We start from the raw sequence: 22,499 nt of genomic DNA on the forward strand, positions 1-22,499 counted from the left end.
TAACCCTCCAATCGATATTTTCCCTGTATTTTCAGTGGCTTACTCGTTTATGGACGGGCACTATCTAGGCAGCATCAGCGCCAGTTTGTGGAACCTCGATATTCAGCAGCTGCGCCTCCAACTGGAGGGGATCACTCAGTTGCCTGATATTCGGGCCGCTTCCATTCAGGAAAACCCCGAGAACGTCTCCGAGCCCCTACAAATCAGCCGCGGTGAGCGCGAGGATAAAAACGTCATTACCCGCCACTATCCCATTATCCATTTGCTGGGCTCCGGGCCCCGGCGAATCGGTACGTTGACGGTTCAGGCATCACTTTCAGAGGTGTACACCCGGCTGCGTCAAAAAACGGTCGTAATTTTGCTGAGCCAGGGGGTCAAAACCTTTATTGTCTCCCTCTTCATTCTATTTATCGTTCATCGCTTGATCACCTCCCACCTGATCCATATTTCGGAGCGGGTCAGGCAATTCGAAATCAGCCAGAAACAGCCGCCGCTCAAGCTGAATCGGAAGCCACCCTCAAAGCCCGATGAACTCGACCAAGTGGTCAGTGCCTTCAACACCCTAAGCAGAAACCTACGCCAGGCCTATGAACACATGCACGAGGTTAATAATGCCCTCGCCAAAGACATCATTGCCCGGCGCCAGGCCGAAGAGGAGGTCAAGCGACTCAATGCCGTGCTAGAGCAGCGCGTTCGACAGCGAACCGCGGAGCTTGAGGCGGCCAACCAGGAACTTGCCAGTTTCTGCTATTCCGTTTCCCATGATTTACGCGCCCCCTTGCGTCGCATAGAAGGGTTTCGCCGAATTCTGAACGATCGCTACCACGATGAGGTGGACGAGCAGGGCCAGCACTACCTCAACCGCATAGCCGCCGGCACCCACGAGATGGCCGAAATGATCGATAGCTTCCTTCGCCTGTCTCGAGCCGCCCAAGGCGAGCTGAAAGTGGAGATAGTGGACCTCTCCGCTATAATGGGGCGTCTGGCGGCTCAGTACCAGGAAAGAGAGCCCAATCGCGCCACCGAAATCAACATTCAGGATGAGGTACGCGCCCCAGTTGATAGACACTTCTTCGGTATGCTATTAAGTAACTTATTCGACAACGCATGGAAGTACTCTAGCCAGAAAGAGGTCACCCGGTTCTCCTTTGGGTTCGAGGAGAAAGAGGGCGAGAGAATCTATTTTGTTAAGGATAATGGCGACGGTTTTGATATGCGCTATGCCGACCGATTGTTCGCTCCCTTTAGCCGTTTACATAAAAGCGAAGAATTTGAAGGCGTCGGTATCGGACTAGCCACTGTACAGCGTATTATTACTCGACACGGTGGCCGTATTTGGGCGGAATCGCGCCCAGGCGAAGGGGCCACCTTTTATTTCACACTGTGGGAAAGGAACACGGAACGTGAAGAAGGAAACCATTTTGTTAGTAGAGGATGATCCGGACGAAGCGGAACTGGCGCTGTTCGGGTTCGGCAAGGTGGGGGGCGATTACGACATCCAGCTCACCTGCAATGGCGAGGAAGCGTTGGACTTCCTCTTTGCCCGCGGCCGTCATGCCGAACGCCCCAACAGCCGAAAGCCCAGCCTTGTCATCCTGGATTTGGATCTGCCTCGGGTCAACGGTTTTGAAGTGCTCAAGCAACTTCGGCAATCCGACGATTACCGCTATACCCCCGTGGTCATATTAACGACCTCTGACGAGCAATCCGATATTCTGCAGGGCTACCAGTTGGGAGTGAACAGCTACCTCTGCAAACCCGTGGACTTCGAAAGCTTCGCCGACCTACTCCAGCAGGTCAGCTACTACTGGCTGCGCAATAACGCCATCCCCAGCGAGCAAACGCAGGCTACCTAGGCCCGGTTAAGTTATCCCAGTTGGGGCGGGCCCTGCTGCGTACTCCTTTTCTCCACCGGTTATAATGTCGCTTTTTCCAACGTCTGCCACTGTTTCTCCAGGCGTTTGGCGGAGACGGGCACCCGAGTTTTTAGCGTCTGTGCAAACAGCGAGACGCGAAATTCCTCCAGGCTCCAACGGTATTGCTGCAACTCAGGGTTAAGCGCCAACGCCTGCCCCTGTTTTTCCCGCCAAAACGGGGCTAGGCGCTCCCAGTGAGGGGCCAGCTCTTCCAGCATGCGCCGGTCTTTCAGTGGGTCCAGCGGTGCCTTTTCCAGGCGCACCTCAATGGCTTGCAAGTAACGGGGGTACTGCCGCAACCACTCTTCCGGCGTGCGATACACCATTCCCGGGTAAAACAGGTGTGCAAGTTGTTCGCGAATATCCCCCACGGTGAACGCCAAAGGCAGCTGGTTGCGCAGTTGTTTGAGTTGCTTTCGAATACCCACCAATTGTTTCAGGCTGGTCGAGAGGACCGACTCCAGAGCTTGGGCCCGGGCCACCAGGCCTTCGCGCACGGCACTTTTGCGGGCCTCATAATCGGCCCGTTGGCGCGGCAGATCATCCAGAGGCAGCCACTGCGCCACCGCCCCCAGGAGAATGTCATCGACCACCTCGGCACGCTTTCCCATCTCCGCCACCGACAGCGCCAGCTCGTCCTTTTTCAGAAGCTCTTTGTGCAGATACTTGGTGGTCTGGGCCAGCTCTAGCAGCAGCAACCGCGCCAGGCCCCGCTGGGTTTCAACCAACGCCTCGCGCGCTTCATCCCTAACCACAATCGCCACGGAGGTGCGCTGGTCAATCAGGGCCGGGTAGGCGCGAATATCGATGCCACCGCGGTTCAGCGAGACCTGTTCAGGCAGTTCATCCCAGTCCCACTCGGTCATGCCTTCGCGCTCAATGCCTACCGCGGCTGACTGAATCTTCTCCTGAGCCTGCTCGCGATACTGATCGCGTAAGGCATTGAGGTCGCGCCCCCGCGCGATACAGCGCCCCCGCTCGTCCATCACCTGAATGTTCATGCGATAAAAATCATCAATGCGGGTCTGATCCCAGGCCTCGCGGGGTACCTCCACCAACGTCTGCCGTTTCAGTTGATGCGCCAGTGCCTCCGCCAACGGCACATTATCCGGCCTCATACCCGCCAGCGCGCGGTCAACCACATCCGGTACGGGAACAAAGTGTTTGCGCCACTGCTTCGGCAACCCCTTGATCAAGCTGATGCATTTATCCCTCAGCAATCCCGGCACCAGCCACTCCAGGCGTTTTTCTGGAACCTGGTGCAACAGGCTGACGGGTACCTGGAGGTTGACACCGTCATCTTCATGGCCCGGTTCAAACTGGTACTTGAGCGGGAAACGAACCCCTCGCCACTCGAGCTCATTGGGGAATTGAGCCTCGGTGACCTCGCCGGCCTCCCGTTGCATCAGTTGTTCGCGCTCAATGAATAGCAGACGGGGCTGGTCTTTTTCCACCTCCTTGCGCCAGCGGTCAAAACTGGCGCGGCTGACCACCTCCGCAGGAAGGCGCTCATCGTAAAATTCATAAAGCGCGTTATCGTCCGCCAGAATGTCTCGTCGCCGGCTCTTCGCTTCGAGTTCATCCAGCTCGGCGATCAGCGCGTTATTGTGGGTAAAAAAGGCTGGAGTTTTATCCTTTTCCGCCCGGCGGGCGTAACGCCCCTCCACCAGCGCAGAACGAATAAACACTTCCCGGCTGGCGACGGGGTCAATGTCGGTGAAGTCGACCCGCTGTTTTTCCACGAGCACCAGACCGTAGAGGGTCACTTTCTCGAACGCCTTCACCCGCCCGCTCTTGGGGTCATAGTGGGGTTCAAACTGCTGGCACTTTACCAAGTGTTTCGCCGCCGCCAGGGCCCACTGAGGGTCAATTTTCGCCACGTTGTGGGCATAGAGGCGAGAGGTTTCCAGAAGCTCCGCCGCCACCAGCCACTTCGGCGTTTTCTTGAATTGCGAAGAGCCCGGGAAAATCAGAAATTTTCGGTTCCGGGCCCCAAGGTATTCCCGGTCTTCAATGTTGAACCCCAGGTTCCCCAGTAACCCGGTGAGCAGTGCCCGATGGGTGACTTCATAGTCCGCCGCGTCCGTGTTCTGCTTTAAGGACAAGTCGCGCAAACTGATTTTTAACTGGTGGTGGATATCCCGCCACTCGCGCCAGCGCATGTAATTGAGGTATTCCTTCTTGCACTGCTTGCGCATTTGGTTTTGCGATAGCTCCTGGCGCAGCTGCTCAAAGTAGTCCCACAGCTTAACGAAGCCGAGAAAGTCCGAATGTTCGTGCCAAAAACGCCGGTGAAACTGATCCGCTGCCTGCTTCTTGTCAGCCGGGCGCTCGCGCGGGTCCTGTACGGACAGGGCGCTGGTAATGATTAACACTTCCCGCAGGCAATTGAGTTCGCCGGCCGCCAGCAACATTCGGGACAGCTTGGGGTCAAGTGGCAGGCGAGTCAGTTGCTTTCCCGTGGGGGTCAGCCGTCCCTTGCCGTTCACCGCGTGCAATTCCTGCAGCAGCTTGAATCCGTCATTGATCAGGCGATGGTCGGGCGGGTCAATAAAGGGAAATTTGTGAATATCCCCCATGCGAAGCTGCAGCATTTGCAGAATCACCGCCGCCAGGTTTGTTCGTAAAATTTCCGCGTCCGTAAATTCGGGGCGGGAGAGAAAGTCCTCCTCGCTGTACAGGCGAATGCAGATGCCTTCGGCCACCCGGCCGCAGCGGCCCTTGCGCTGGTTGGCGCTGGCCTGGGAAATTGGCTCGATGGGCAAGCGTTGCACCTTGGTGCGGTAGCTGTAGCGGCTCAGCCGCGCAAAGCCCGGGTCAATAACGTAGCGGATGCCGGGCACGGTAATGGAGGTTTCCGCCACGTTGGTGGCCAGCACCACCCGTCGTCCCTTGTGGGGGGCGAAGACTTTTTGCTGTTCGGCCATGCTCAGCCGGGCGTAAAACGGCAATACCTCCATATGTTGAAAGCCGGCACGGCGGATGCTCTGGGCCGCTTCTCGAATTTCCCGCTCGCCGCTCATAAATACCAGAATATCTCCGCCGCGCTGCCCCTTGCCCGCGCCCCGCTCGTAATCCTCGATTTCAGCAATGGCATCGAGAAGGGGTTGGTAGCTGTCCTCTCCGTCGGAGTCCGACTCCAGCGGAGGGCGGTACCAGACATCCACCGGATAAGTTCGGCCGGAGACTTCAATGATGGGCGCATTATCAAAGTGCTGGGAGAAGCGCTCCAGATCAATGGTGGCCGAGGTAATAATCACCTTTAGGTCTGGCCGCTTGGGCAGGAGCTGCTTCAAAAAGCCCAGTAGGAAATCAATGTTCAGGCTACGCTCGTGAGCTTCGTCGATAATCAGGGTATCGTAACGGGACAAAAACCGGTCGTTCTGAATCTCCGCCAGCAAAATGCCGTCGGTCATGACCTTGACCAGGCTCTGCTCACTGGTCTGGTCACTAAACCGCACCTGGTACCCTACCCGATCCCCCAGCGGGGTTTGCAACTCTTCGGCAATGCGTTGGGCCACGGTATGCGCCGCCACGCGACGGGGTTGGGTGTGCCCAATCATGCCGCTTACGCCCCGCCCAAGCTCCAGGCAGATCTTAGGCAACTGCGTGGTTTTGCCCGAGCCGGTTTCCCCGGCGAGCACCACTACTTGGTGGTCCCGAATCAACGCGGCAATATCTTCCCGCTTGTCACTGATGGGCAGGTCCGGGTACGCAATCGTTTCCGGCAGGTATTCACGGCGCCGCTCGTACCGTTCGTGCGAGCGCTGGTACTGCTCATGCCATTTTTGCGCGTCTTTTCCCAGGGGCTGCCCGGCACGGCGACGTTCGTCCAGCTCGCGCCAGCGGCGCCACAGACGGTGACGGTCACGGCTGAGGATAGGCTCGCCCTCAAAATGCTCGGGCAAGGGGGGCACGGGCTGCTCTGTTGGGGTTCTGTTCTCTGACATTTCAGGCTCTCAAGGTTAAGCCCGCGATGATAACAGATGGGTTTTGGGCTCGCAGAGCCCAAAAGTTAGGAATGAGACTCCAGCTCCGGGAAACGACGGGGTACTGCTTTAGGGTGCCCCTAAAGAAAAAGCCCCGCTTTTGCGGGGCTTTTTCGGAGACTTACTCAAGATCTGGCTTTGCGCTACTCACGAAGTGAGCCACCACAAACCATCATGGCACTATTCCAGCAGGCTGCGCAGCATCCAGGCGGTTTTCTCGTGCAGTTGGATACGTTGAGTCAGCAAGTCAGCGGTCGCCTCGTCTCTGGCCTCTTCAGCGGCGGGAAACAGGGAGCGGGCGGTGCGAACCACCGCTTCATGACCTTCCACGGAGCGCCGGATCATATCTTCCGCTTTAGGGACGCCGGGCTCTTCCTTAATGCTGCTCAGCTCGGCAAACTCTTTATAGGTCCCCGGCGCGGGGAAACCAATCGAGCGAATCCGCTCGGCAATCACATCCACGGCTTCGGCCAGCTCGGTGTAGTGCTCTTCAAACATCAGGTGCAGCGTTTGAAACATCGGGCCGGTGACGTTCCAGTGGAAGTTGTGCGTTTTCAGATAAAGAGTGTAACTATCCGCCAGCAGGCGGGACAGGCCTTCGGCAATCTGTTCCCGATCACTTTGTTTAATGCCAATATCAATTTCCATGACCTTCTCCTCAATGATTGAATGACGACACTCTTACCGAGTGTCCTTACAAAACCCTTATTCCATTACATGAGAGCGTGGCAGAGGAAATTCAAGGCCGCCGGCTACATTCTCACCCCTATCGGCACGATAGCTCGGATTTATGAGCAAGAGAAGCACTCACTGGCGCGGTTCGTCATCGTCCTCATCGGGCAGTGGAAATAGCGGATCTTCGTTTTCTAGATCAAAGCTGTCCCCCGACTCCGGTGCGGCCTCGTCTTTCGGCGGGGGGGCTGATGTCGGTTCCGACTCGTCTTTTGACGGCGTGCCAGAGTCCGGCGCCGCCTCACCCTGGGCGGGTTCTTTCGGCTCCTCTTCGGTTTCGATGGCCTGCATGAGCGGAGTTTCTCCAGGCTCCGGTTCGGTGCCCTCCTCGTCCGCTTCTTCCAGTACCGGGGTCTTACGTTCGCCCACGATCGCGCGGTAAGCCACGTACGCCAGCACCAGCAATAGTCCGTTGGCGAAAACCAAGCTTCCAATCAACACCGCTGGATGGGCGGGTTCGCCTGCGGCGGGCTTGGGCGTGTCGGGCCGAGCTTGCGCGGGCTCCTCCTCCGCCTCCTCCGGGCTGCTCAAGGTCGTTTCGGATACGGGCGCTTCGGTCGCCTCCCCACTGCGGGCGCGCTCGGTTTCCTCTCTCTGTGTTTCGAGTTCTCCCTCAAGGCTCTCAATGGCTTCGCCCACCGGGTCGGGCTCAGGGTCGTCCGCTTCGGGATAGCTGAAATACTGGCTCGGGAGATGCTCTTCGAAGCGCTTGCCCTCCTGGGTGCGCCCGCTCGCCTTGAGCGAGATCCGATAATGCCCCCGTTTTTCCGGATTGAGCTCCAACGCCCAAACTCCGCGCGAACGGGGCTCCAAGGTTTCAACCGAGCTGCCGCCCTCAGAGTGGCGAACATGGGCCACCACGCTGGTCTGTTCCGGGTTGACCGACTCTTTTCCGTCAACGACCAACGTCCAAATCACTTGGTCCTGCTCATGCCGTTTGCTGAGATCCACTTCAAACTGCGTGGCAACCATAAGTTGATGGGTATAGAGCCGCTTGAAGGTTTTGCCGTCGAGTAAAATGGTCAGGTCGTACTCTCCCGGGCGCTCGGGGGCGGACAGGGTAAGCTCGTAAACGCCGTCGACCGGCGCCGTTGCCGGGCCCGAGCGCTGGGCAACAACCTCCCCTTCGGGACCGCGAATATCGGCGGTGACCGTCAGCAAATCCAGCACCTCCGCTTCATCAATGATGCCGTTATCATCCCGCAGATGAAACCGAAGCGGCAGGGGCTCACCCACGTAAACGTTGTTGGGTTGAGGCTCCACCACTAACTTCAAGTCGCTGATCACAGTCAGCCGGCTGAAGGGTTGCAGCTCTGCGCTAATTTTCCAACGCCCTGGCATAGGGTCCGTCACAGTAATCAGATCATAGGCTTCGGTGTGGTGCCAATTCATTTTGGAAAGCGTCGGTGGGTGTCGGTGCTCCCGGTTTTGTGGGTCGATTAGTACGGTGGGGGCCTGATCTGAGTCCCGCCGAACCAGGGCGGTAAACTCTTCGACGCTCTCGTCAACCAGAAAGAAGCCGTCGTTAATCGGCAACTGATCTGCTGGCACGGACTGCTGAAAAATGAGCAGAAGGCTGTCCATCAGGTCTTCCGCGTTGCGAGCCCGGCTGAACAGCCCGTCAGAGGCTCGAGCGATTTGACGCAGCAGCGCTTCGTCGGCCTCATCGGACAAGCCGATGGTATGCACTCGGTACCCCGCTGCTCTGAGCTCGGGAATTAGGGTGTTCACCACCCGCTGTTGCTCACGGGCGCTCACACCGGCATCCGGACTGACGTCCACCACCCCGTCGGTGAGCAAAATAATATCCGCCCGGCGGCCCTTCTCTTTCAGCCAGTCACGATCATAGGCAGCGGCTTCCAGGGCGGCGCCAATATGAGTGAACAGCGCCACTGAGTTGATATCGTCCACGCGCTCCAGGGCCCCGGCTTTCCAGGGGGCATCGGCTCGCCCGTGAGGCACCAACATGTTCACTGACTCCCCGAACGTCCAGACGCCGGCCCGGCTATCGGGGGGGAGCAGTCGAACCAGGAGAGAGAGCGCCGGGCGGCGCAGGTTTTCAGGGTCGGTCCGCTTCATGCTGCCGGAGATATCCACTACCAGGCGGATATCCGACGGCGGCTGGCCATCAGAGACGGGGGCCTGGGCTCGGAGCTGTAGGGGGCCACCGAGGGCAAGCAGAACCCATAAGCACAGCACAAGGCCCCGGCTTTTCATTGTTACACCATTATATCCAGGGCCCGACGTCCCCTCTCGGTCAAGTACCAGCGGACGCCTTTACGGGTATTGAGTTTACCGGCCAGTTGGCGATTGACCAGCACATTGAGGGATTTTTGAATCGTCGCCTCATCCGCTCCGGCTTCGCGACATACCCCCGCCATTGAGCGGTAAATGTGCCGGCCCACGCCGAGCGTCCTGAGCACCTTGCTGGCCGCGATGTCCAGTTCCTCCGGCTCCATGGGGCCGGCGTTATCATCCAGGTCGGTTTCCTGTTCGGTTTCGGTATCCAACAGGGGCAGCACCTCCTCCTGCATGATGCGCAGTTCGTGTTGCATTTCCTCCACCTGCGTGCGGGCAACTTGAGCCTCGCGCAGGATACGCTTGGGTGTGCTGGTCAACACCAGCCGCGAAGCAATAGCGACAATCAAGCAGAAGCCGGTGTAAATCAGCAGGCGGGAAGGGTCATCGCGAATTTCCGTGATCAGATCACTTTGGACGAAAAACAGAATCACCGGCACCAGAAAGGCCGCGCCGATGCCCAGGACGATACAACGCGGTAAAGCGGCGTCATCTTCGTGCTCTTGGGTCAACTGATAGTAGTTAATCAGCCCCCCGAAGACCCCGGCGATACTCATCACCGCCGCCAAAATAAAAATATGATTCGCCATGACAATCTCCTGTGGCGCAAGCCGCCACACCCCAATGCGTAAAGTCCAGACTCCGGCTTGTCGTTTAATTACTGTTAGTTATAGCAGTTCTTCGCGAAACGGCAATGTCAGCCCGAGTTCTGTTTGGGCCGCACCAACAACTGAAACACCAGGGAAAACATCAAAGTCACCAGCCAAACGCCCAACAAAATCAATCCCGAACGGGAGGCACTGGCCAAGGTATCGAACAATGCATCCAGAACCAGCACAAACAGCGCTGGCGCCAAAAAAACCTGCTCCTCGACCACGATGGGCCCGGGGGTTAGCAGTAGTGCGCCCACGGTCACCAGCAGTAAGTGTCGCCACTCCCGCCGGGCGGACCGTGTGATTCGCCATGTCACCGCCAGGAGCGCCAGCGCGCCGGCAATGTAAACCATCCAGGCAATGGTATAACCCGTTGTCATCACTCTATCGGCTCCTATCATTTTCTCTTGAGGGCCTTTCACCTCGGGCGGGTAATACTCAACCGTCCGCTATACCCAGGTGATGGCGTATTCTTCCCAATCCGCTTCCGAAACGCTGGCTTCCGAGACAAAACGTCCGGCGGCGGAAACCCCCGCTTGGCGCACACTGGCCGGATCCCCGGTCACCAGTGGATGCCACTCGGGCAATGGCTCGCCCTCGGCCAATAGCCGATAGGCGCAGGTATCGGGCAGCCAATGGAAGGCCTCTACGTCTTCCGGGCGCAGCACCGTGCAATCGGGCACGTTGCGCTGCCGGTTGGGATAGTCGGTGCAACAGGCGGTACCGGCGTCCAAATACCGGCAGGCAATATTCGTAAACAGAAGCTCGCCGGTGTCTTCGTCCTCCAGCTTGTGCAGACAGCACTTGCCGCAGCCGTCGCACAGCGACTCCCATTCCTGCGCGGTCATTTCCTCTAGCCGCTTGCGCTCCCAGAAGGCCCGCTGAGCTATCACGCTAGCGCCCCATTTTGCTATTGTGCGCTCGAATATCGGCCGCTTCCGCATCGGCTTCCGGGCCTGGAGGCAATTGCAGGTAGTATCCCGGCTCATCCAGGCAGGCGAGCACCCGCTCGGCCGTGGTGCGAGCCAGCTTGCGCTCTGGGGTAAGCGCCAGAACCATGGCCGACTGAGGCTTGCCGAAGCGTTTGAGCAGATCCTCGGGTACATGTTCCAGCCCTTCGGCGCGTTTCACGTAGAGGTACATGCCCGCCTCTTTCGGGCTGCGAAAGATTTCCACCAGTGTTTTCATTGCTCTTCCTCCTCGTCCGGCAGGCTTGAGCGCTGTTGCTCGGCGGCATCCAGAAGACCCTGCCCCAAGAGCTCAAAACGCCAGCCCTTTAATCGCGGCGGCAGCTCAAAGGCGCCCCCCTTAAGGCCGGAGCGAACAATGGCTTCGTACTCGCGCTTGCGCACCAACAGCTCCGGCGGCAGTGCCAGGGATTCGGCGATGCCGCGAACATGGCGTTTCAAGGCCTTCATCATGGGGGCTTCGGCCCGTCCCAGAGGCGGGTCCAACCGCTCGGGCCAATCACTTTCGGGCTCGGCGAGCGCCACCTGGATTTCGGCCAAGAGGGCTTCGCCCTCTTCCACCTGAGTGTGAGCCGGCACGTCTTTTAACGCCTGGAGCTGAGCCCGATCCGAGGGCTGGCGGCGGGCCAACTCCCAGAGGCCCGCCTCCTTAATCAACCGGTTGCGCGGGCGGTTGCGCTCCCGGGCCTCGCGCTCGCGCCAGGCGCTCAAGCGCCGAAGCACCGCCAATTCCCGCCGACGCAACTTCCAGGCCGAACCGAGCTTGAGGTAGTAACTTTCGAAATCCGGCACGGCTTTGGCATTCGCCACCAGGTCTGCGCTATCAGCTCGCGCCCACTCCACGCGACCGGTTTCGCGCAACATCTTGAGCAGCTTGCCGTATACGACGAGCATGTGGGCCACATCGAGCGCGGCGTATTTTTTTTGAGGCACGGACAGGGGCCTTTGCAGCCAGTCCGAGCGAGTCTCTCCCTTGGGAATGTCGATTTCCAGCAGAGTGTTCACCAGGTTGGCGTAGCCAATAGAGAACCCCAGCCCGGCGAAGGCCGCCCCGATTTGGGTATCAAACAGCGGCTCGGGCAGCACCCCCAACCAACGCTGGAATACTTCCAGGTCCTCGGAGCAGGCATGCAATACCTTGGTCACCCCAGGGTCCTGAAACAGGGCCCGGAGCGGCTCGAGCTCATCAATGGCCAACGGGTCAATCAGGTAGCACCCCTGACCATCGCCGATCTGCAGCAGCCCGGCGATGGGGTAGAAGGTTTCCGAGCGCATGAACTCGGTATCCACCGCCACCGCGCCCTGGCCTCGCCAGCGCTCGCACAGCTCGGCCAGTTGGTGATTCTGATCAATCCAGATGGGGTCGGTCGGAATCGTGCTCATGGGGCCGCTCGGATGGGTGTTCACTGGGTCATTCAGATGGGAGGTCATAACGCCTTTCGACTGGAGAATGCATGGGCGAGGGTGCCGCCGTCGACAAATTCCAGCTCGCCCCCCAAAGGCACGCCATGGGCGATGCGCGAAACGGCCACACCCAACTCCTTGGCGCGTTCGCTGATGTAGAAGGCGGTGGTTTCACCCTCCATGGTGGGGTTGGTGGCCAAGATGACTTCACTCACCTCGCCACTTTTCAACTGGTTGGTAAGGTGATCCATCCCGATTTCTTCCGGCCCGATACCGTCGATGGGTGACAGGCGCCCGAGCAACACAAAGTACTTACCCTGGTAGCCGCCCGCCTGCTCAATGGCCACGACATCGGCGGGGGTTTCCACCACGCACAGCACCGAGCCGTCCCGGCGCGGGTTGTCGCAGATGCCACACACCGTTTGCTCGGTGAGCGTGCGGCAACGCTGGCAGCGCCCCACCCCCTCAATGGCCTTGTCCAGACTGCGAGCCAGGCGGGCCGCCCCCTCACGATTGTGCTCCAGTAGATGCAGCACCATCCGCTGGGCGGATTTAGGCCCAACGCCGGGCAGACAGCGTAGCGCTGAAATTAAGTCATCAATCAGGGGACTGAACACAGAGGCCACCTTTAAAACGGCATTTTAAAATCCGGCGGAATGCCCATGCCGGAGGTCGCATCCGCCATTTTTTCCTTACTGTGGGCCTCCACCTTGCGCACGGCATCATTGACCGCGGCGGCCACAAGGTCTTCAAGCACTTCTTTGTCTTCGCTCATCAGGCTGTCATCAATGCTCACGCTTCGAACATCGTGCCGGCCGGTCATGACCACGGAAATCAAGCCGGCGCCGGACTGGCCGGTGACTTCCGACTGAGCCAGCTCTTCCTGCATTTTCTGCATATTGGCCTGCATTTCCTGGGCCTGCTTCATAAAATCGCCCAAACCTTTCATAATTCACCTCATACTTGATGCCCAATAGCGGGCCGCCCCGGGGCTATTCCAAGGGCTGAACGGTATCCTCGCGCAAAGTCGCCCCGAAATGTTCGACCAGCTGTTGTACGATGGGGTCCGTTTTCATGGCTTCAAGCGCCTGGACCCGATTCTCTTCTTTGATGCGCTGAGCCTGGGCGGCGGGGGTTTCCCCTTCCACCTCTCCGGGCTGGATGCGCACCCGCACCGGCTCACCGTAATAATCACTGAGCACATCCGCCAGCCGCTGCTGCTGGCCTTCGTCAAACAAGGCACTGTGGCGCTCATCAAGGACAAAGCTCAAATCGTTGCCCTGGCGTCCGACCAGTACACAGTTGGCGGCGGTACTCTGCAACAGCCCCCCGGCGTTAAGTCCCAAAAATACCTGCGCCCAATTTTCCGGCCGAGTATCGGCAAGCGCCACCTTGGGCACGGTTTTCTTTTGCGCAGCCGCCTCGGCGTTGCTCATCGCCGGTGCGGGGGCCGCTGAGCTGGCGGGCGCCGGGGCTGGAGGTTCGTTCCGGGCTTCGGGGGCCGACGGCGGCGATTCCCGAACGGGTTCGGGCGCTCGCTCTGGCTCTCTGGCGTCCCTCTCTGGCGCCGGTTCGTAAGGGCCATCGAAGGGCGGGAGCTCCTCCTCGGTATAAGGGGGGGGCTCTTCTCGAGGCGAAGGCTGCTTGTCCGCTAAAGGCTGCTCTGGCGCTGATGCTCGGTTTGAGGCGGCGGACGTCTCTTGTGGTGGAGCCGCAGGGGAGGCTGTCGCCGGCGCTCCCGGCTCGGGATGGTCGTCAGCCGACGGCTTTGGGTCGGAGGTCGGCTCCTCCCGGGGAGCCGGTTCAGGGGTGGCCTCCGGCTTGGATTCGGTCGCGGTTTCTTGGGGAATCTGTTCGGCCAGCCGCTCGCCGGGGCTGGCGGGGGGCGTGCTCTCCCCGGCGGTGGGCAACGGCTTTTTGGGAATCTCGGCCAAGCCCTGGGGCTTAAACGCCAGCATGCGCAGGAGCACCATTTCAAGCCCGGCGCGCGGATCCGGCGCCAGGGGCAGATCCCGCCGCCCGAGCAAGGCGGTCTGGTAAAACAGCTGCACATCTTCCGGCGCCAAGGCCTGGGCCAGTTCCAACACCTTGTCACGATCCCCGTGGCTGTTGTCCACGGCTTCGGGCAGTGCCTGGGCGATCGCCACTCGATGCAACAGCGCCAGTAGCTCGGCCAAGGCGGCGGCGTAATCCGGTGCCTGCTCGGACATCTGCTCCACCGCGCCCAACAAAGCCTTGCCATCCTGACCGGCCAGAGCGCCAATCATGTCGTAAATGGCGCGCTGGTCAATGGTACCCAGCATGGCCCGCACCTCCGCCTCGGTAATCTTACCGGAGCCGTAGGCAATAGCCTGGTCACTCAGGCTCATGGCATCGCGCATACTGCCGTCCGCGGAACGGCCCAGCAGCCACAGGGCACTCTCTTCGAAGGGCACCAGTTCTTTTTCCAGAATCTCTTTCAGGTGGTGCACGATCCACTCGGGATTCATGTTCTTCAGGTTGAACTGAAGGCACCGGGAGAGGATGGTCACCGGCAGTTTTTGCGGGTCGGTGGTGGCCAGCAGGAATTTGACGTGGGGCGGCGGCTCTTCCAGGGTTTTGAGCAGGGCGTTAAAGCTGTGCCCGGAGAGCATGTGCACTTCGTCGATCAGGTAGACCTTGTAGCGGCCTCTTGTGGGCGCGTATTGGACGTTTTCCAGCAGTTCCCGGGTGTCTTCGACTTTGGTGCGGGAGGCGGCGTCCACCTCGATCAGGTCGACAAACCGGTTTTCGGCGATTTCCACGCAGGCGGTACATTGGCCACAGGGCTCGGAGCTGACGCCGCTTTCGCAGTTGAGGCATTTTGCCAGAATCCGCGCGATGGTGGTTTTACCGACCCCGCGGGTGCCGGTGAAGAGGTAGGCGTGGTGTAGCCGGTTGTGGTCGAGGGCGTTGATGAGCGCCTGGAGCACGTGCTCCTGCCCCACGGTCTCGCGGAACGTGCGGGGACGGTATTTGCGGGCCAGGACTTGGTAGCTCATGCCTTCCTCAGTGGATCGATGGTGCGAATCAAAGCGCGAGTATACCGGAAGATGCCCCTTTATATATACGCCACCCCCGGGCAGCGCCACCTAGTGCACCCACCTCCAAGGACCCGTAGGGCGTGGTAAGCGCAGCGCACCCGCCGTAAATACACTTCCTATAGCCCCCACAAATACGTAGGAATGTATGGGATTGGCATCACGTCCGGCCCGAGGTGGGGTATACCGGTTATAGACCCGCCGTGAACCCGTCCATGGGGGCTTCTCATCGGCATCCATGCCTCAGAGAGTCTATAACCGGTATACCCCACCTCGGGCCTCAGTGCTAACTTTAACCTTCATACGATTCTTCACTCTCCCACAGTATATGCCAATGGCACTGAGGTCTGCTGTCGGGTGCACTGTTCCCAGACCGTGGAGCGAGGGACTCGCGATTCGAGCCCCCAGGGGCCGCTCCATGGCATCCATGCCATCGCGGCATTAGTGACTCCATTCACGTCATGGGTTCACGGCGTGTCTGGGAACAGTGCACCCGACAGCGGACCGGACTCGACGCTATCCCACAAATTGCCATGGGTGTCGGTATCAAGTGTATTTACGGCGGGTGCGCTTCGCTTACCACGCCCTACGGGTAGTCGGGACACGGGTCGGAGTTGGGGAAAATCACTGGAGAGTTAAGGAGGCGACCTCACCAGCCACACCCCGGCACATGATTAAGCTGCTACCGTTGCTCCCTTCCGGGCCTGGCGGGGTTCACAGCTGATCATTGCGAGGGGACCGGCAAGGCCACCATAGCAGCTTGAGCATTCAAAGCACCGGGCAGTGCTCCACTCAAGTGGGGCGCATTATCCGCAGTTTACCCCCACTTTGCAACCACCTCGCACCTAATCCAACAGCACCTCCGCCCCCGGGCCCAACGGCCAGCCGAGCCACAGCCAAAAAAGCATCAAAAGGCTCCAGCCAATCAAAAACGCCACACTGTAGGGCAACATCATCGACATCATAGTCCCGAGGCCAAGGTTCGGCCGGTAGCGCTGGGCAAAGGCCACCACCACCCCGAAATACGGCATCAACGGCGTAATAATGTTGGTACTGCTGTCCCCGATTCGAAACGCCATTTGCGTCGCCTCCGGGCTAATACCCAGCAGAAACAGCATGGGCACGAACACCGGCGCCAACAGCCCCCACTTGGCCGAGGCACTGCCAACAAACAGGTTGATAAACGCCGCCATAAACACAAACACCAGCAAAAGCAGGCTCTCGGGCAGGGCCAGCCCCTCCAGCCAGTTGGCACCGGTCACCGCCAACAGCGTTCCCAGATTGCTCCAAGCAAAGTAATTGACAAACTGAGCGGCAAAGAACATCAAAACCAAGTAGCCCGCCATGGTGGCCATGGTGGTTTCCATTGCCTCCACTACGGCGGCACTGCGTGTATAGCGGCCACTAAAGCGGCCGAACAGCCAGCCCGCCACGGCGGCGTAGAAGGCGATAAGCACCACCACGCCGCGCACGGCGGCCGAGTTCAGAAAGTCGGGGTTGGCCGGGTCGCGCAGCGGTGCCCCTTCGGGCACGGAGGCCAGCACCACCGCCACAACGAACAGCAGTGTCCAGATGGTGACGGCCCACAGACCGCGGATATCCGCCACGGCCATAGAAGCGGCCGCATCCGAACCGCTTCCCGAGTGCATTTCCGGTTCACCGCCTTCGGTTCGCGCTAAATACGGAACCACCCAACGCTCCGTCACCAGCGTGCCAACCAGGCTGAGCAGCACCGCGGAAACCGCCGCGAAGTAATAGTTGCTTTCGATTCCGACGGTGTAGCCCGGCGAGACGATATTTGCCGCTTCAGTGGACATTCCCGCCAGGATCGCATCCGCCGGGCCGAGCAAGAGGTTGGCACTGTAACCGGCCGACACCCCGGCGAAGGCGGCGGCAATGCCCGCCAGAGGCGGTCGGCCCGCCACGGAAAAAAGCACTCCCGCGAGCGGGATTAATACGACATAACCCGCATCCATGGCGAGGTTGGAGACAATGCCGGCAAACACGACGACCCAGGTCATAAGCACCCGCGGGGCGCCGCGAACCAACCGTTCCAGCAGTACTCGAAGTAAGCCCGAGTGCTCGGCAACACCCAGCCCCAGCATCGCCACCAACACGGTGCCTACCGGGGCGAAACTGACGAAGTTCTCCACCGTGTGGGTTAAGATCCAGCGAAGGCCCTCCGCACTAAGCAGGCTGCGCACGAGCACCTGGTGTTCCTGCCCGGGTACTTGCGTCTCGGCGCCGAGCGCTGCGGCTAGCGCCGATACCACCATCATGACCACGCACAGCCAGAAAAACAGCAGCGCTGGCGTGGGTAGCCGATTGCCCCACCGCGCAATGCGCTCCAGTAGGCTTAGATTCCGGGTTTGCGGGCGTTGCTCTGGGTTCATGAGGGCCGTTCCACAGTTGATCAAGGCGGCGAGAGGCGAGCTTCTCAAGGAGAGAAACCTTAGCGCCGCTTGCAATATGTTCGCCTCAGCGTTGTAATGCCTATCTCGCGGTCTGTCCAGCAGACCGTGTTTTTCTCACCATTGAGCAGGAGCACAGCATGGCAACTGTTACATTGAAAGGTAACCCATTTAAAACCAGTGGCGAGCTGCCCGCCAAGGGAAGTCAGGCCCCCGACTTCACTCTGGTGAAAACCGACTTGTCTGAAGTCAGCTTGAGTGATTTTAAAGGCCAACGTGTGGTACTGAACATTTTCCCCAGTGTCGACACACCCACCTGCGCTCAATCGGTCCGCACCTTCAATGAAAAGGCCAGTTCATTGGAAAACACCGTTGTTTTGTGCGTCTCTCAGGACTTGCCTTTCGCCCTTGCACGCTTCTGCGGCGCCGAAGGCCTGGACCAAGTCATCCCCGCGTCGGCCTTCCGTTCCAGTTTTGCCGAGGATTACGGTGTGCGCATGGCCGAAGGCCCCATGACCGGCCTGAACGCTCGCTCGGTGGTCATTGTCGACGAGCAGGGCAAAGTTACCTATACCCAGCTGGTCAGCGAAGTGGCCGACGAGCCGGATTACGATGCGGTAATGAGCGCGCTGGGCACCTAAACCCCGCGCCCTTGACTCAGAAAATGTTGACCCCAAAAAAGCCAGCCTTCTCGGGCTGGCTTTTAGCATGCCACCAGCTCCATCACTCCCGTCCCCCGTTATAGATTATGGCTTTATCCCGATACTCTCCGGACCCCTTTTAGGTGGTGTAAGCAGTGGTCTCGGGCGAGCTTGAGGAAGTCCTGCATATAGGGGGCATCAAGCTGTGCTTCGCGCACCGCCGCGTAGAGAATGGGCCACACGCCCCGCACCCCCGCCGAGCGAACCGTCAGTAGCGATTGGTCCACGTACTCGGCCAGAACCCAATTAGGCAGCGCCGTCACGCCCCGGCCGCTGGCCACTAACTGGACCATCATCATCGTTAATTCCGTGGTTCGAATGGCGGCGGGTTCCACCCCCGCAGGTTCCAGAAACTGCTTGAACACATCCAGCCGGCCGCGTTCGACCGGATAGGTGATCAACGTTTGGTCCACTAAGTCTTCGGCTTCCAAGTAGGGGCATTCCGCCAGTGGGTGGTTCTTGGCCATGGCGAACTGCATTTCGTAGGCAAATAATGGCACATACTCCACACCGCGAATCAGTTGCGGGTCGGCGGTGACGACCAAGTCGATATCCCCCTGAATCAGGGCGGGCAAAGGCTCGAACGTAAATCCGCTGGAAAAATCCAGCTCAATGGCCGGCCATTGGTTGCGGTAAACCTCCACCGTCGGCATCAACCAGTTAAAACAGCTGTGGCACTCAATGGCCATATTCAGCCGACCAGCCTCACCGTGGAGCAGCTTGTGAATATCTCGCTCGGCCTCATCCAGTCGGACCAAAACATCATCGGCCAGCGCCAGAAGGCGCTTACCCGCGGCGGTAAAACGCAGTGGTCGGCTTTTACGGATAAACAGTTCGCCGCCCAGCCGGCTTTCCAGGTCTTTCAGTTGGTGGGAAAGAGCGGACTGAGTCAGGTGGACCCGCTCGGCGGCTTCCACCAGCGAGCCGGTTTCCCGCAACGCAACTAGCGTTTTCAGGTGGCGCAATTCCAACATACGGGCATTCCCAACGACGAAACAAAACGGCCTTCTGGGCAGATGCTTCCACCCACATTAGCCACGCTCATAAAAATACAGAAATGCTTCAATTATGTTCATAATAACAGCTTCACCGGTGTTGCTTCCACTGTCCTTATGACGCGAGATCCAGCCCCGGCATAAAGTCAGGAACTTAAGCACTCAATAACTATCCCCTAATAAAGAGCATTGAAAAAAGTCACGCAAAATCTTCATAAACAGCGCCCGTAAACAACGAAAGGAGCACGATATGAAACATGCCAGCTTTGGGTTGCTTGTACTCACGGCCACCGTTCTAATCGCCCCGGCCGGTTACGCGGAAGAAAGCATTGAAGTGGATCTCCACAAAGCCACCTCTGAAGGCCAAGGGGAGGCGATCGGGTCCATCACCCTTAAAGAACACCGCTTCGGGGTCTTAATCAAGCCCTCTCTTAAGGGCTTAAGCCCAGGGCTCCACGGGTTTCATCTACATGAAAACCCGGACTGCGGGCCAAAAGAAAAAGAAGGGAAGGTTACGCCTGCGGCGGCGGCCGGGGGCCATTACGATCCGGATGACCACGGCCAACATCAGGGTCCCTATGACCCGGAGGGCCATCTTGGGGACCTGCCCGCGCTATTTGCGGACGAAAAGGGAAAGGTCTCCCAAACCTACTTGGCCCCACGTCTTCACCTGAATCAACTGACCGAGCGAGCGCTAGTCATTCACGCGGGTGGCGACAACTATTCCGACGACCCCAAGGCGCTGGGCGGAGGCGGAGCTCGCGTCGCCTGTGGTGTCATCAAAGCAGAATAATGGAGGAGCCCGGCTATGATCACCGTTCACCCTCTAGGCCGTTTCGCCACCACAGCGGCGGCCATGTTAATGACACTCATGCCCGGACTGGCTTTGGGCCACCCCCGAGAGTCAAGTGGCGATATAGAAAGCCGGGTGGCTGATGGCGGAAAACCGGTCGCGTGCGGCATGTTAAAACAGTAAATGGACTCCAGGTGCGTATGCGCCTGGAGGCTATGCTGCAATAACCATCCGTATGCCGTGTGCTTTTAGCCGCGGGTTCCGCATAAGTTGTTCCGATGATGTCGCTCGCAATGCTCAAGCCGGTTCGGTTTACTCAATGATGACGTCCATCGTCTATACTGCAATCAATGCCCAATGCAGTTTTGGAAAAACGGGGGGAGCAGACCACTTCTTTTAAATGTATTCGATGGTTAACGGAAGAGAGTTCTCACCATGAAGCTGGCGCAGTTTATCCAGACGACAATGGAGCAACGACTCAAAGACTGGGAACAGGTGCTGTTGGAGATTGCTCCGAGGCTTGAGAATGAAAACTCTCGAGAACTAAGAGACCATGCCCGTGAGCTATTGAATTTCATAGCCGAAGATCTTTCTACCTCCCATACAAAGGAGAAATCGACAGGAAAAGCCCTGGGCGAAGGCAGAATCCCTGCACCGGGGGTCGGAGGAAAGCATGGCTCGGACCGCCTGCATCAAGGGTTGTCCATGCTCCAGTTGGTACAGGAACTGCAGGCACTGCGCAACCGGATCACATGGACCTGGAGCAATAACCAGTCGGGTATCGATACACAAGATATCGATCAGTTGCTACGCTTCAATGAGGCCGTGGATCAATTGATTATTGGTTCGGTATCCAGCTTTTCCCTCTTAAGGGAACAGGAGACCCGCCTGATTAGAACCATGCTGGAAGGCTCCGTCGATCCCGCCGCCATATTTGACTCTGAGGGGCACTTCTTGTTTTGCAACACGGCGATGGCCGACTTAATCAATACGTCTCCCCGAGGCGTTATTGGCAAAACCCCTCACGAGCTGGGGCTGGATTTTTTCAAAGAGCTCCACGAGGAAATCGCCAAAGTCATTTCTAAAGGACAGTCGCAGCGGGCAGAGCTTCATCACGGTTTGCCTTCTGGTATTGAGCGGTATTTTGACTGTTATTTTGCTCCGGTTTTCGACGATCGCAATGAAGTTGAAGCTATCGTCAAGACGGCACATGACATCACGGAGCGCAAACAGATTGAGCTTCAAAGCTGGCGAAGCGCCAACTTTGATGACCTTACCGCCCTCCCCAACCGGCGCCTGTTCCTTGATCGGCTCGAGCAGACCCTACTGGAAGCTCAGCGAAAAGATAGCGCCTTTGCGTTACTATTCATCGATCTGGATCGTTTCAAGGAAGCCAACGACCAGCTCGGCCACGAGGTCGGCGATCGGCTTCTGGCACAGGTGGCCGAAAGGCTAAAGAGCAGTGTCCGGGCCATGGACACAGTGGCCCGTCTCGGGGGAGACGAATTCACCCTGATTTTGAAGGATACTAGCAGAGAAAATGCGAAGCAGACTGCCAAAGCGCTTCTAACCAGCCTGGAAGTGCCCTTCAGTGTTAATTCTCACCGCGTCCACATTTCCGGCAGCATCGGCCTAGCGGTTTTTCCCGGGGATGGCGAAGAGATCGGGCAATTGATGCACAAAGCCGATCAGGCCATGTATGCCGGCAAAGACCAAGGCGGGCATCAGGTTCAACTCTACGAGCCCTGGATGACGAAAGTCGAGTCCGAGCATATGAGGTTGCACAGGGAGCTGGACCACGCCCTGAGGGAGAACCAGCTGGAGGTTTACTACCAGCCCATTGTCGATACCCAAACGGGAGCCGTCGTCCGTGCAGAAGCCTTGCTCCGCTGGCACCACCCGGCGAAGGGGCTTCTGACTCCCGACGCTTTTCTCAGCGTCACCGAACAAAACGGAATGATGGACAGCATCACCAACTACGTACTGGCGCAAGCAGCGGCGTGTTCCAGCCGGTGGCGCCGGACAAATGCCAGCCCCTTTCCCATTAATATTAACGAATCACCAGCCTCCTTTGCGACCCGAAGCCTCGTAGACAACTGGCGAGACCGGAGGGCAGAGGTTGACATGGAAGAGAGCCGAATTACCATGGAACTCACGCCCGCCTCGTTCAACAACATTCAGGCCTCCAGCCACAATCCAGGCCACGATACCGCTTTTCCAGGCCCGCGACTAAAGCTGGCCATCGATAACTTTGGGATCGAATTGTTTTCTCTATTGGCCCTTCAGGAAACCGATTTGGAGTGCGTCAAAATAGACCGGGATCTGGTCAAGAACGCTGGACAGGGCGGGAAGACGGACCGAGTACTGAAAGGCCTAATTGCCATGGCTCACGCAATAAACGTCCAGGTGGTGGGCGTGGGCGTCGAAAAGGAGGAGCAGTTACAGTTCCTGGCCCGCGCCGGCTGTGATTACGCGCAGGGTTTCCTCTTCTCCCAGCCCATCCACCAAAATGCTTTTGAAGCGTTATTAGAGCAAAGCCGCCAGTCCCACCCAGGCTAAGTCAAACTGACGCTTCTTGGA

18 protein-coding genes and 1 other RNA gene are annotated in these 22,499 nt (G+C 58.6%); 5 read left to right on the top strand and 14 right to left on the bottom strand.

What is annotated here, in order from left to right; translation table 11 throughout:
- Window positions 1-1,438, top strand: a 1,438-nt coding sequence (locus AAE514_RS14925; RefSeq protein WP_347332353.1) for a sensor histidine kinase, incomplete at its 5' end; no start/stop codon positions are given.
- Complete coding sequence (locus AAE514_RS14930; RefSeq protein ID WP_347332354.1) at window positions 1,404-1,856, top strand: response regulator; 453 nt, start codon at window positions 1,404-1,406, stop codon at window positions 1,854-1,856. The genes AAE514_RS14925 and AAE514_RS14930, both read left to right, overlap by 35 nt.
- A 59-nt stretch (window positions 1,857-1,915) precedes the next feature.
- Here the strand turns inward: AAE514_RS14930 and hrpA are convergent, their stop codons facing one another.
- From hrpA to AAE514_RS14995, 13 genes are all read right to left on the bottom strand, one after another.
- Window positions 1,916-5,866 carry an ATP-dependent RNA helicase HrpA gene (gene hrpA / locus AAE514_RS14935; protein ID WP_347332355.1) on the bottom strand — a complete coding sequence of 1,317 codons (3,951 nt, stop codon included), beginning with the start codon at window positions 5,864-5,866 and terminating at the stop codon, window positions 1,916-1,918.
- A 219-nt stretch (window positions 5,867-6,085) separates the two neighbouring features.
- Window positions 6,086-6,553, bottom strand: a complete 468-nt coding sequence (locus AAE514_RS14940; RefSeq protein ID WP_347332356.1) for a Dps family protein — start codon at window positions 6,551-6,553, stop codon at window positions 6,086-6,088.
- 159 nt (window positions 6,554-6,712) lie between these two features.
- Window positions 6,713-8,854, bottom strand: a complete 2,142-nt coding sequence (locus AAE514_RS14945; RefSeq protein WP_347332357.1) for a vWA domain-containing protein — start codon at window positions 8,852-8,854, stop codon at window positions 6,713-6,715.
- 2 nt (window positions 8,855-8,856) lie between these two features.
- The gene (locus AAE514_RS14950; RefSeq protein ID WP_347332358.1) at window positions 8,857-9,525 is read right to left on the bottom strand and encodes a YEATS-associated helix-containing protein; all 669 of its coding nucleotides are present in this window, start codon (window positions 9,523-9,525) and stop codon (window positions 8,857-8,859) included.
- A gap of 107 nt (window positions 9,526-9,632) precedes the next feature.
- A complete protein-coding gene (locus tag AAE514_RS14955) occupies window positions 9,633-9,968 on the bottom strand; it encodes a hypothetical protein (protein WP_347332359.1) in 336 nt (111 codons plus the stop codon).
- 69 nt (window positions 9,969-10,037) lie between these two features.
- Complete coding sequence (locus AAE514_RS14960) at window positions 10,038-10,481, bottom strand: YcgN family cysteine cluster protein (RefSeq protein ID WP_347332360.1); 444 nt, start codon at window positions 10,479-10,481, stop codon at window positions 10,038-10,040.
- A 1-nt stretch (window position 10,482) separates the two neighbouring features.
- Entirely contained in the window at window positions 10,483-10,776 is a 294-nt protein-coding gene (locus tag AAE514_RS14965) for a YcgL domain-containing protein (protein ID WP_347332361.1), read from the bottom strand.
- Window positions 10,773-11,939: a ribonuclease D gene (rnd, locus tag AAE514_RS14970; protein ID WP_347332362.1), complete on the bottom strand. Its 1,167-nt coding sequence runs from the start codon at window positions 11,937-11,939 to the stop codon at window positions 10,773-10,775. Before rnd ends, AAE514_RS14965 begins: the two co-directional genes overlap by 4 nt.
- 44 nt (window positions 11,940-11,983) lie before the next feature.
- The gene (gene recR, locus AAE514_RS14975; protein ID WP_347332363.1) at window positions 11,984-12,577 is read right to left on the bottom strand and encodes a recombination mediator RecR; all 594 of its coding nucleotides are present in this window, start codon (window positions 12,575-12,577) and stop codon (window positions 11,984-11,986) included.
- A gap of 11 nt (window positions 12,578-12,588) precedes the next feature.
- Window positions 12,589-12,909 (bottom strand): YbaB/EbfC family nucleoid-associated protein, encoded by a 321-nt coding sequence (locus AAE514_RS14980; RefSeq protein ID WP_347332364.1) that lies wholly within the window; start codon window positions 12,907-12,909, stop codon window positions 12,589-12,591.
- A gap of 43 nt (window positions 12,910-12,952) precedes the next feature.
- Window positions 12,953-14,980: a DNA polymerase III subunit gamma/tau gene (gene dnaX, locus AAE514_RS14985; RefSeq protein ID WP_347332365.1), complete on the bottom strand. Its 2,028-nt coding sequence runs from the start codon at window positions 14,978-14,980 to the stop codon at window positions 12,953-12,955.
- A gap of 686 nt (window positions 14,981-15,666) precedes the next feature.
- Window positions 15,667-15,763, bottom strand: an RNA gene (gene ffs / locus AAE514_RS14990) — signal recognition particle sRNA small type.
- 101 nt (window positions 15,764-15,864) lie between these two features.
- Window positions 15,865-17,412 carry an AbgT family transporter gene (locus AAE514_RS14995; protein ID WP_347332366.1) on the bottom strand — a complete coding sequence of 516 codons (1,548 nt, stop codon included), beginning with the start codon at window positions 17,410-17,412 and terminating at the stop codon, window positions 15,865-15,867.
- A gap of 158 nt (window positions 17,413-17,570) precedes the next feature.
- Between AAE514_RS14995 and tpx the strand changes: the two genes are divergently transcribed.
- The gene (tpx, locus tag AAE514_RS15000) at window positions 17,571-18,071 is read left to right on the top strand and encodes a thiol peroxidase (RefSeq protein ID WP_347332367.1); all 501 of its coding nucleotides are present in this window, start codon (window positions 17,571-17,573) and stop codon (window positions 18,069-18,071) included.
- A gap of 113 nt (window positions 18,072-18,184) precedes the next feature.
- On the opposite strand, the gene AAE514_RS15005 is transcribed toward tpx, so the two are convergent.
- Window positions 18,185-19,105 (bottom strand): LysR family transcriptional regulator, encoded by a 921-nt coding sequence (locus AAE514_RS15005; protein WP_347332368.1) that lies wholly within the window; start codon window positions 19,103-19,105, stop codon window positions 18,185-18,187.
- A 271-nt stretch (window positions 19,106-19,376) separates the two neighbouring features.
- Here AAE514_RS15005 and sodC point away from each other — a divergent pair, with 271 nt between their 5' ends.
- Both sodC and AAE514_RS15015 read left to right on the top strand, forming a co-directional pair.
- Entirely contained in the window at window positions 19,377-19,919 is a 543-nt protein-coding gene (sodC, locus tag AAE514_RS15010; protein WP_347332369.1) for a superoxide dismutase [Cu-Zn] SodC, read from the top strand.
- A gap of 435 nt (window positions 19,920-20,354) precedes the next feature.
- Window positions 20,355-22,478 carry a putative bifunctional diguanylate cyclase/phosphodiesterase gene (locus AAE514_RS15015; protein ID WP_347332370.1) on the top strand — a complete coding sequence of 708 codons (2,124 nt, stop codon included), beginning with the start codon at window positions 20,355-20,357 and terminating at the stop codon, window positions 22,476-22,478.
- The last annotated feature ends 21 nt before the right edge of the window (window positions 22,479-22,499 follow it).

Origin of the sequence: Marinimicrobium locisalis, from assembly GCF_039822625.1 — a bacterium.
Classification (GTDB): Bacteria; Pseudomonadota; Gammaproteobacteria; order Pseudomonadales; family Cellvibrionaceae; genus Marinimicrobium; species Marinimicrobium locisalis.

What these genes read in the sequence shown, in the direction of transcription:
- AAE514_RS14995 (WP_347332366.1), bottom strand. Translation starts at nt 17,412, where the DNA reads ATGAACCCAGAGCAACGCCCGCAAACCCGGAATCTAAGCCTACTGGAG.
- AAE514_RS14950 (WP_347332358.1), bottom strand. Translation starts at nt 9,525, where the DNA reads ATGGCGAATCATATTTTTATTTTGGCGGCGGTGATGAGTATCGCCGGG.
- AAE514_RS14955 (WP_347332359.1), bottom strand. Translation starts at nt 9,968, where the DNA reads ATGACAACGGGTTATACCATTGCCTGGATGGTTTACATTGCCGGCGCG.
- AAE514_RS14945 (WP_347332357.1), bottom strand. Translation starts at nt 8,854, where the DNA reads ATGAAAAGCCGGGGCCTTGTGCTGTGCTTATGGGTTCTGCTTGCCCTC.
- tpx (WP_347332367.1), top strand. Translation starts at nt 17,571, where the DNA reads ATGGCAACTGTTACATTGAAAGGTAACCCATTTAAAACCAGTGGCGAG.
- AAE514_RS15005 (WP_347332368.1), bottom strand. Translation starts at nt 19,105, where the DNA reads ATGTTGGAATTGCGCCACCTGAAAACGCTAGTTGCGTTGCGGGAAACC.
- sodC (WP_347332369.1), top strand. Translation starts at nt 19,377, where the DNA reads ATGAAACATGCCAGCTTTGGGTTGCTTGTACTCACGGCCACCGTTCTA.
- AAE514_RS14980 (WP_347332364.1), bottom strand. Translation starts at nt 12,909, where the DNA reads ATGAAAGGTTTGGGCGATTTTATGAAGCAGGCCCAGGAAATGCAGGCC.
- hrpA (WP_347332355.1), bottom strand. Translation starts at nt 5,866, where the DNA reads ATGTCAGAGAACAGAACCCCAACAGAGCAGCCCGTGCCCCCCTTGCCC.
- AAE514_RS14940 (WP_347332356.1), bottom strand. Translation starts at nt 6,553, where the DNA reads ATGGAAATTGATATTGGCATTAAACAAAGTGATCGGGAACAGATTGCC.
- dnaX (WP_347332365.1), bottom strand. Translation starts at nt 14,980, where the DNA reads ATGAGCTACCAAGTCCTGGCCCGCAAATACCGTCCCCGCACGTTCCGC.
- rnd (WP_347332362.1), bottom strand. Translation starts at nt 11,939, where the DNA reads ATGAGCACGATTCCGACCGACCCCATCTGGATTGATCAGAATCACCAA.
- AAE514_RS14965 (WP_347332361.1), bottom strand. Translation starts at nt 10,776, where the DNA reads ATGAAAACACTGGTGGAAATCTTTCGCAGCCCGAAAGAGGCGGGCATG.
- AAE514_RS15015 (WP_347332370.1), top strand. Translation starts at nt 20,355, where the DNA reads ATGAAGCTGGCGCAGTTTATCCAGACGACAATGGAGCAACGACTCAAA.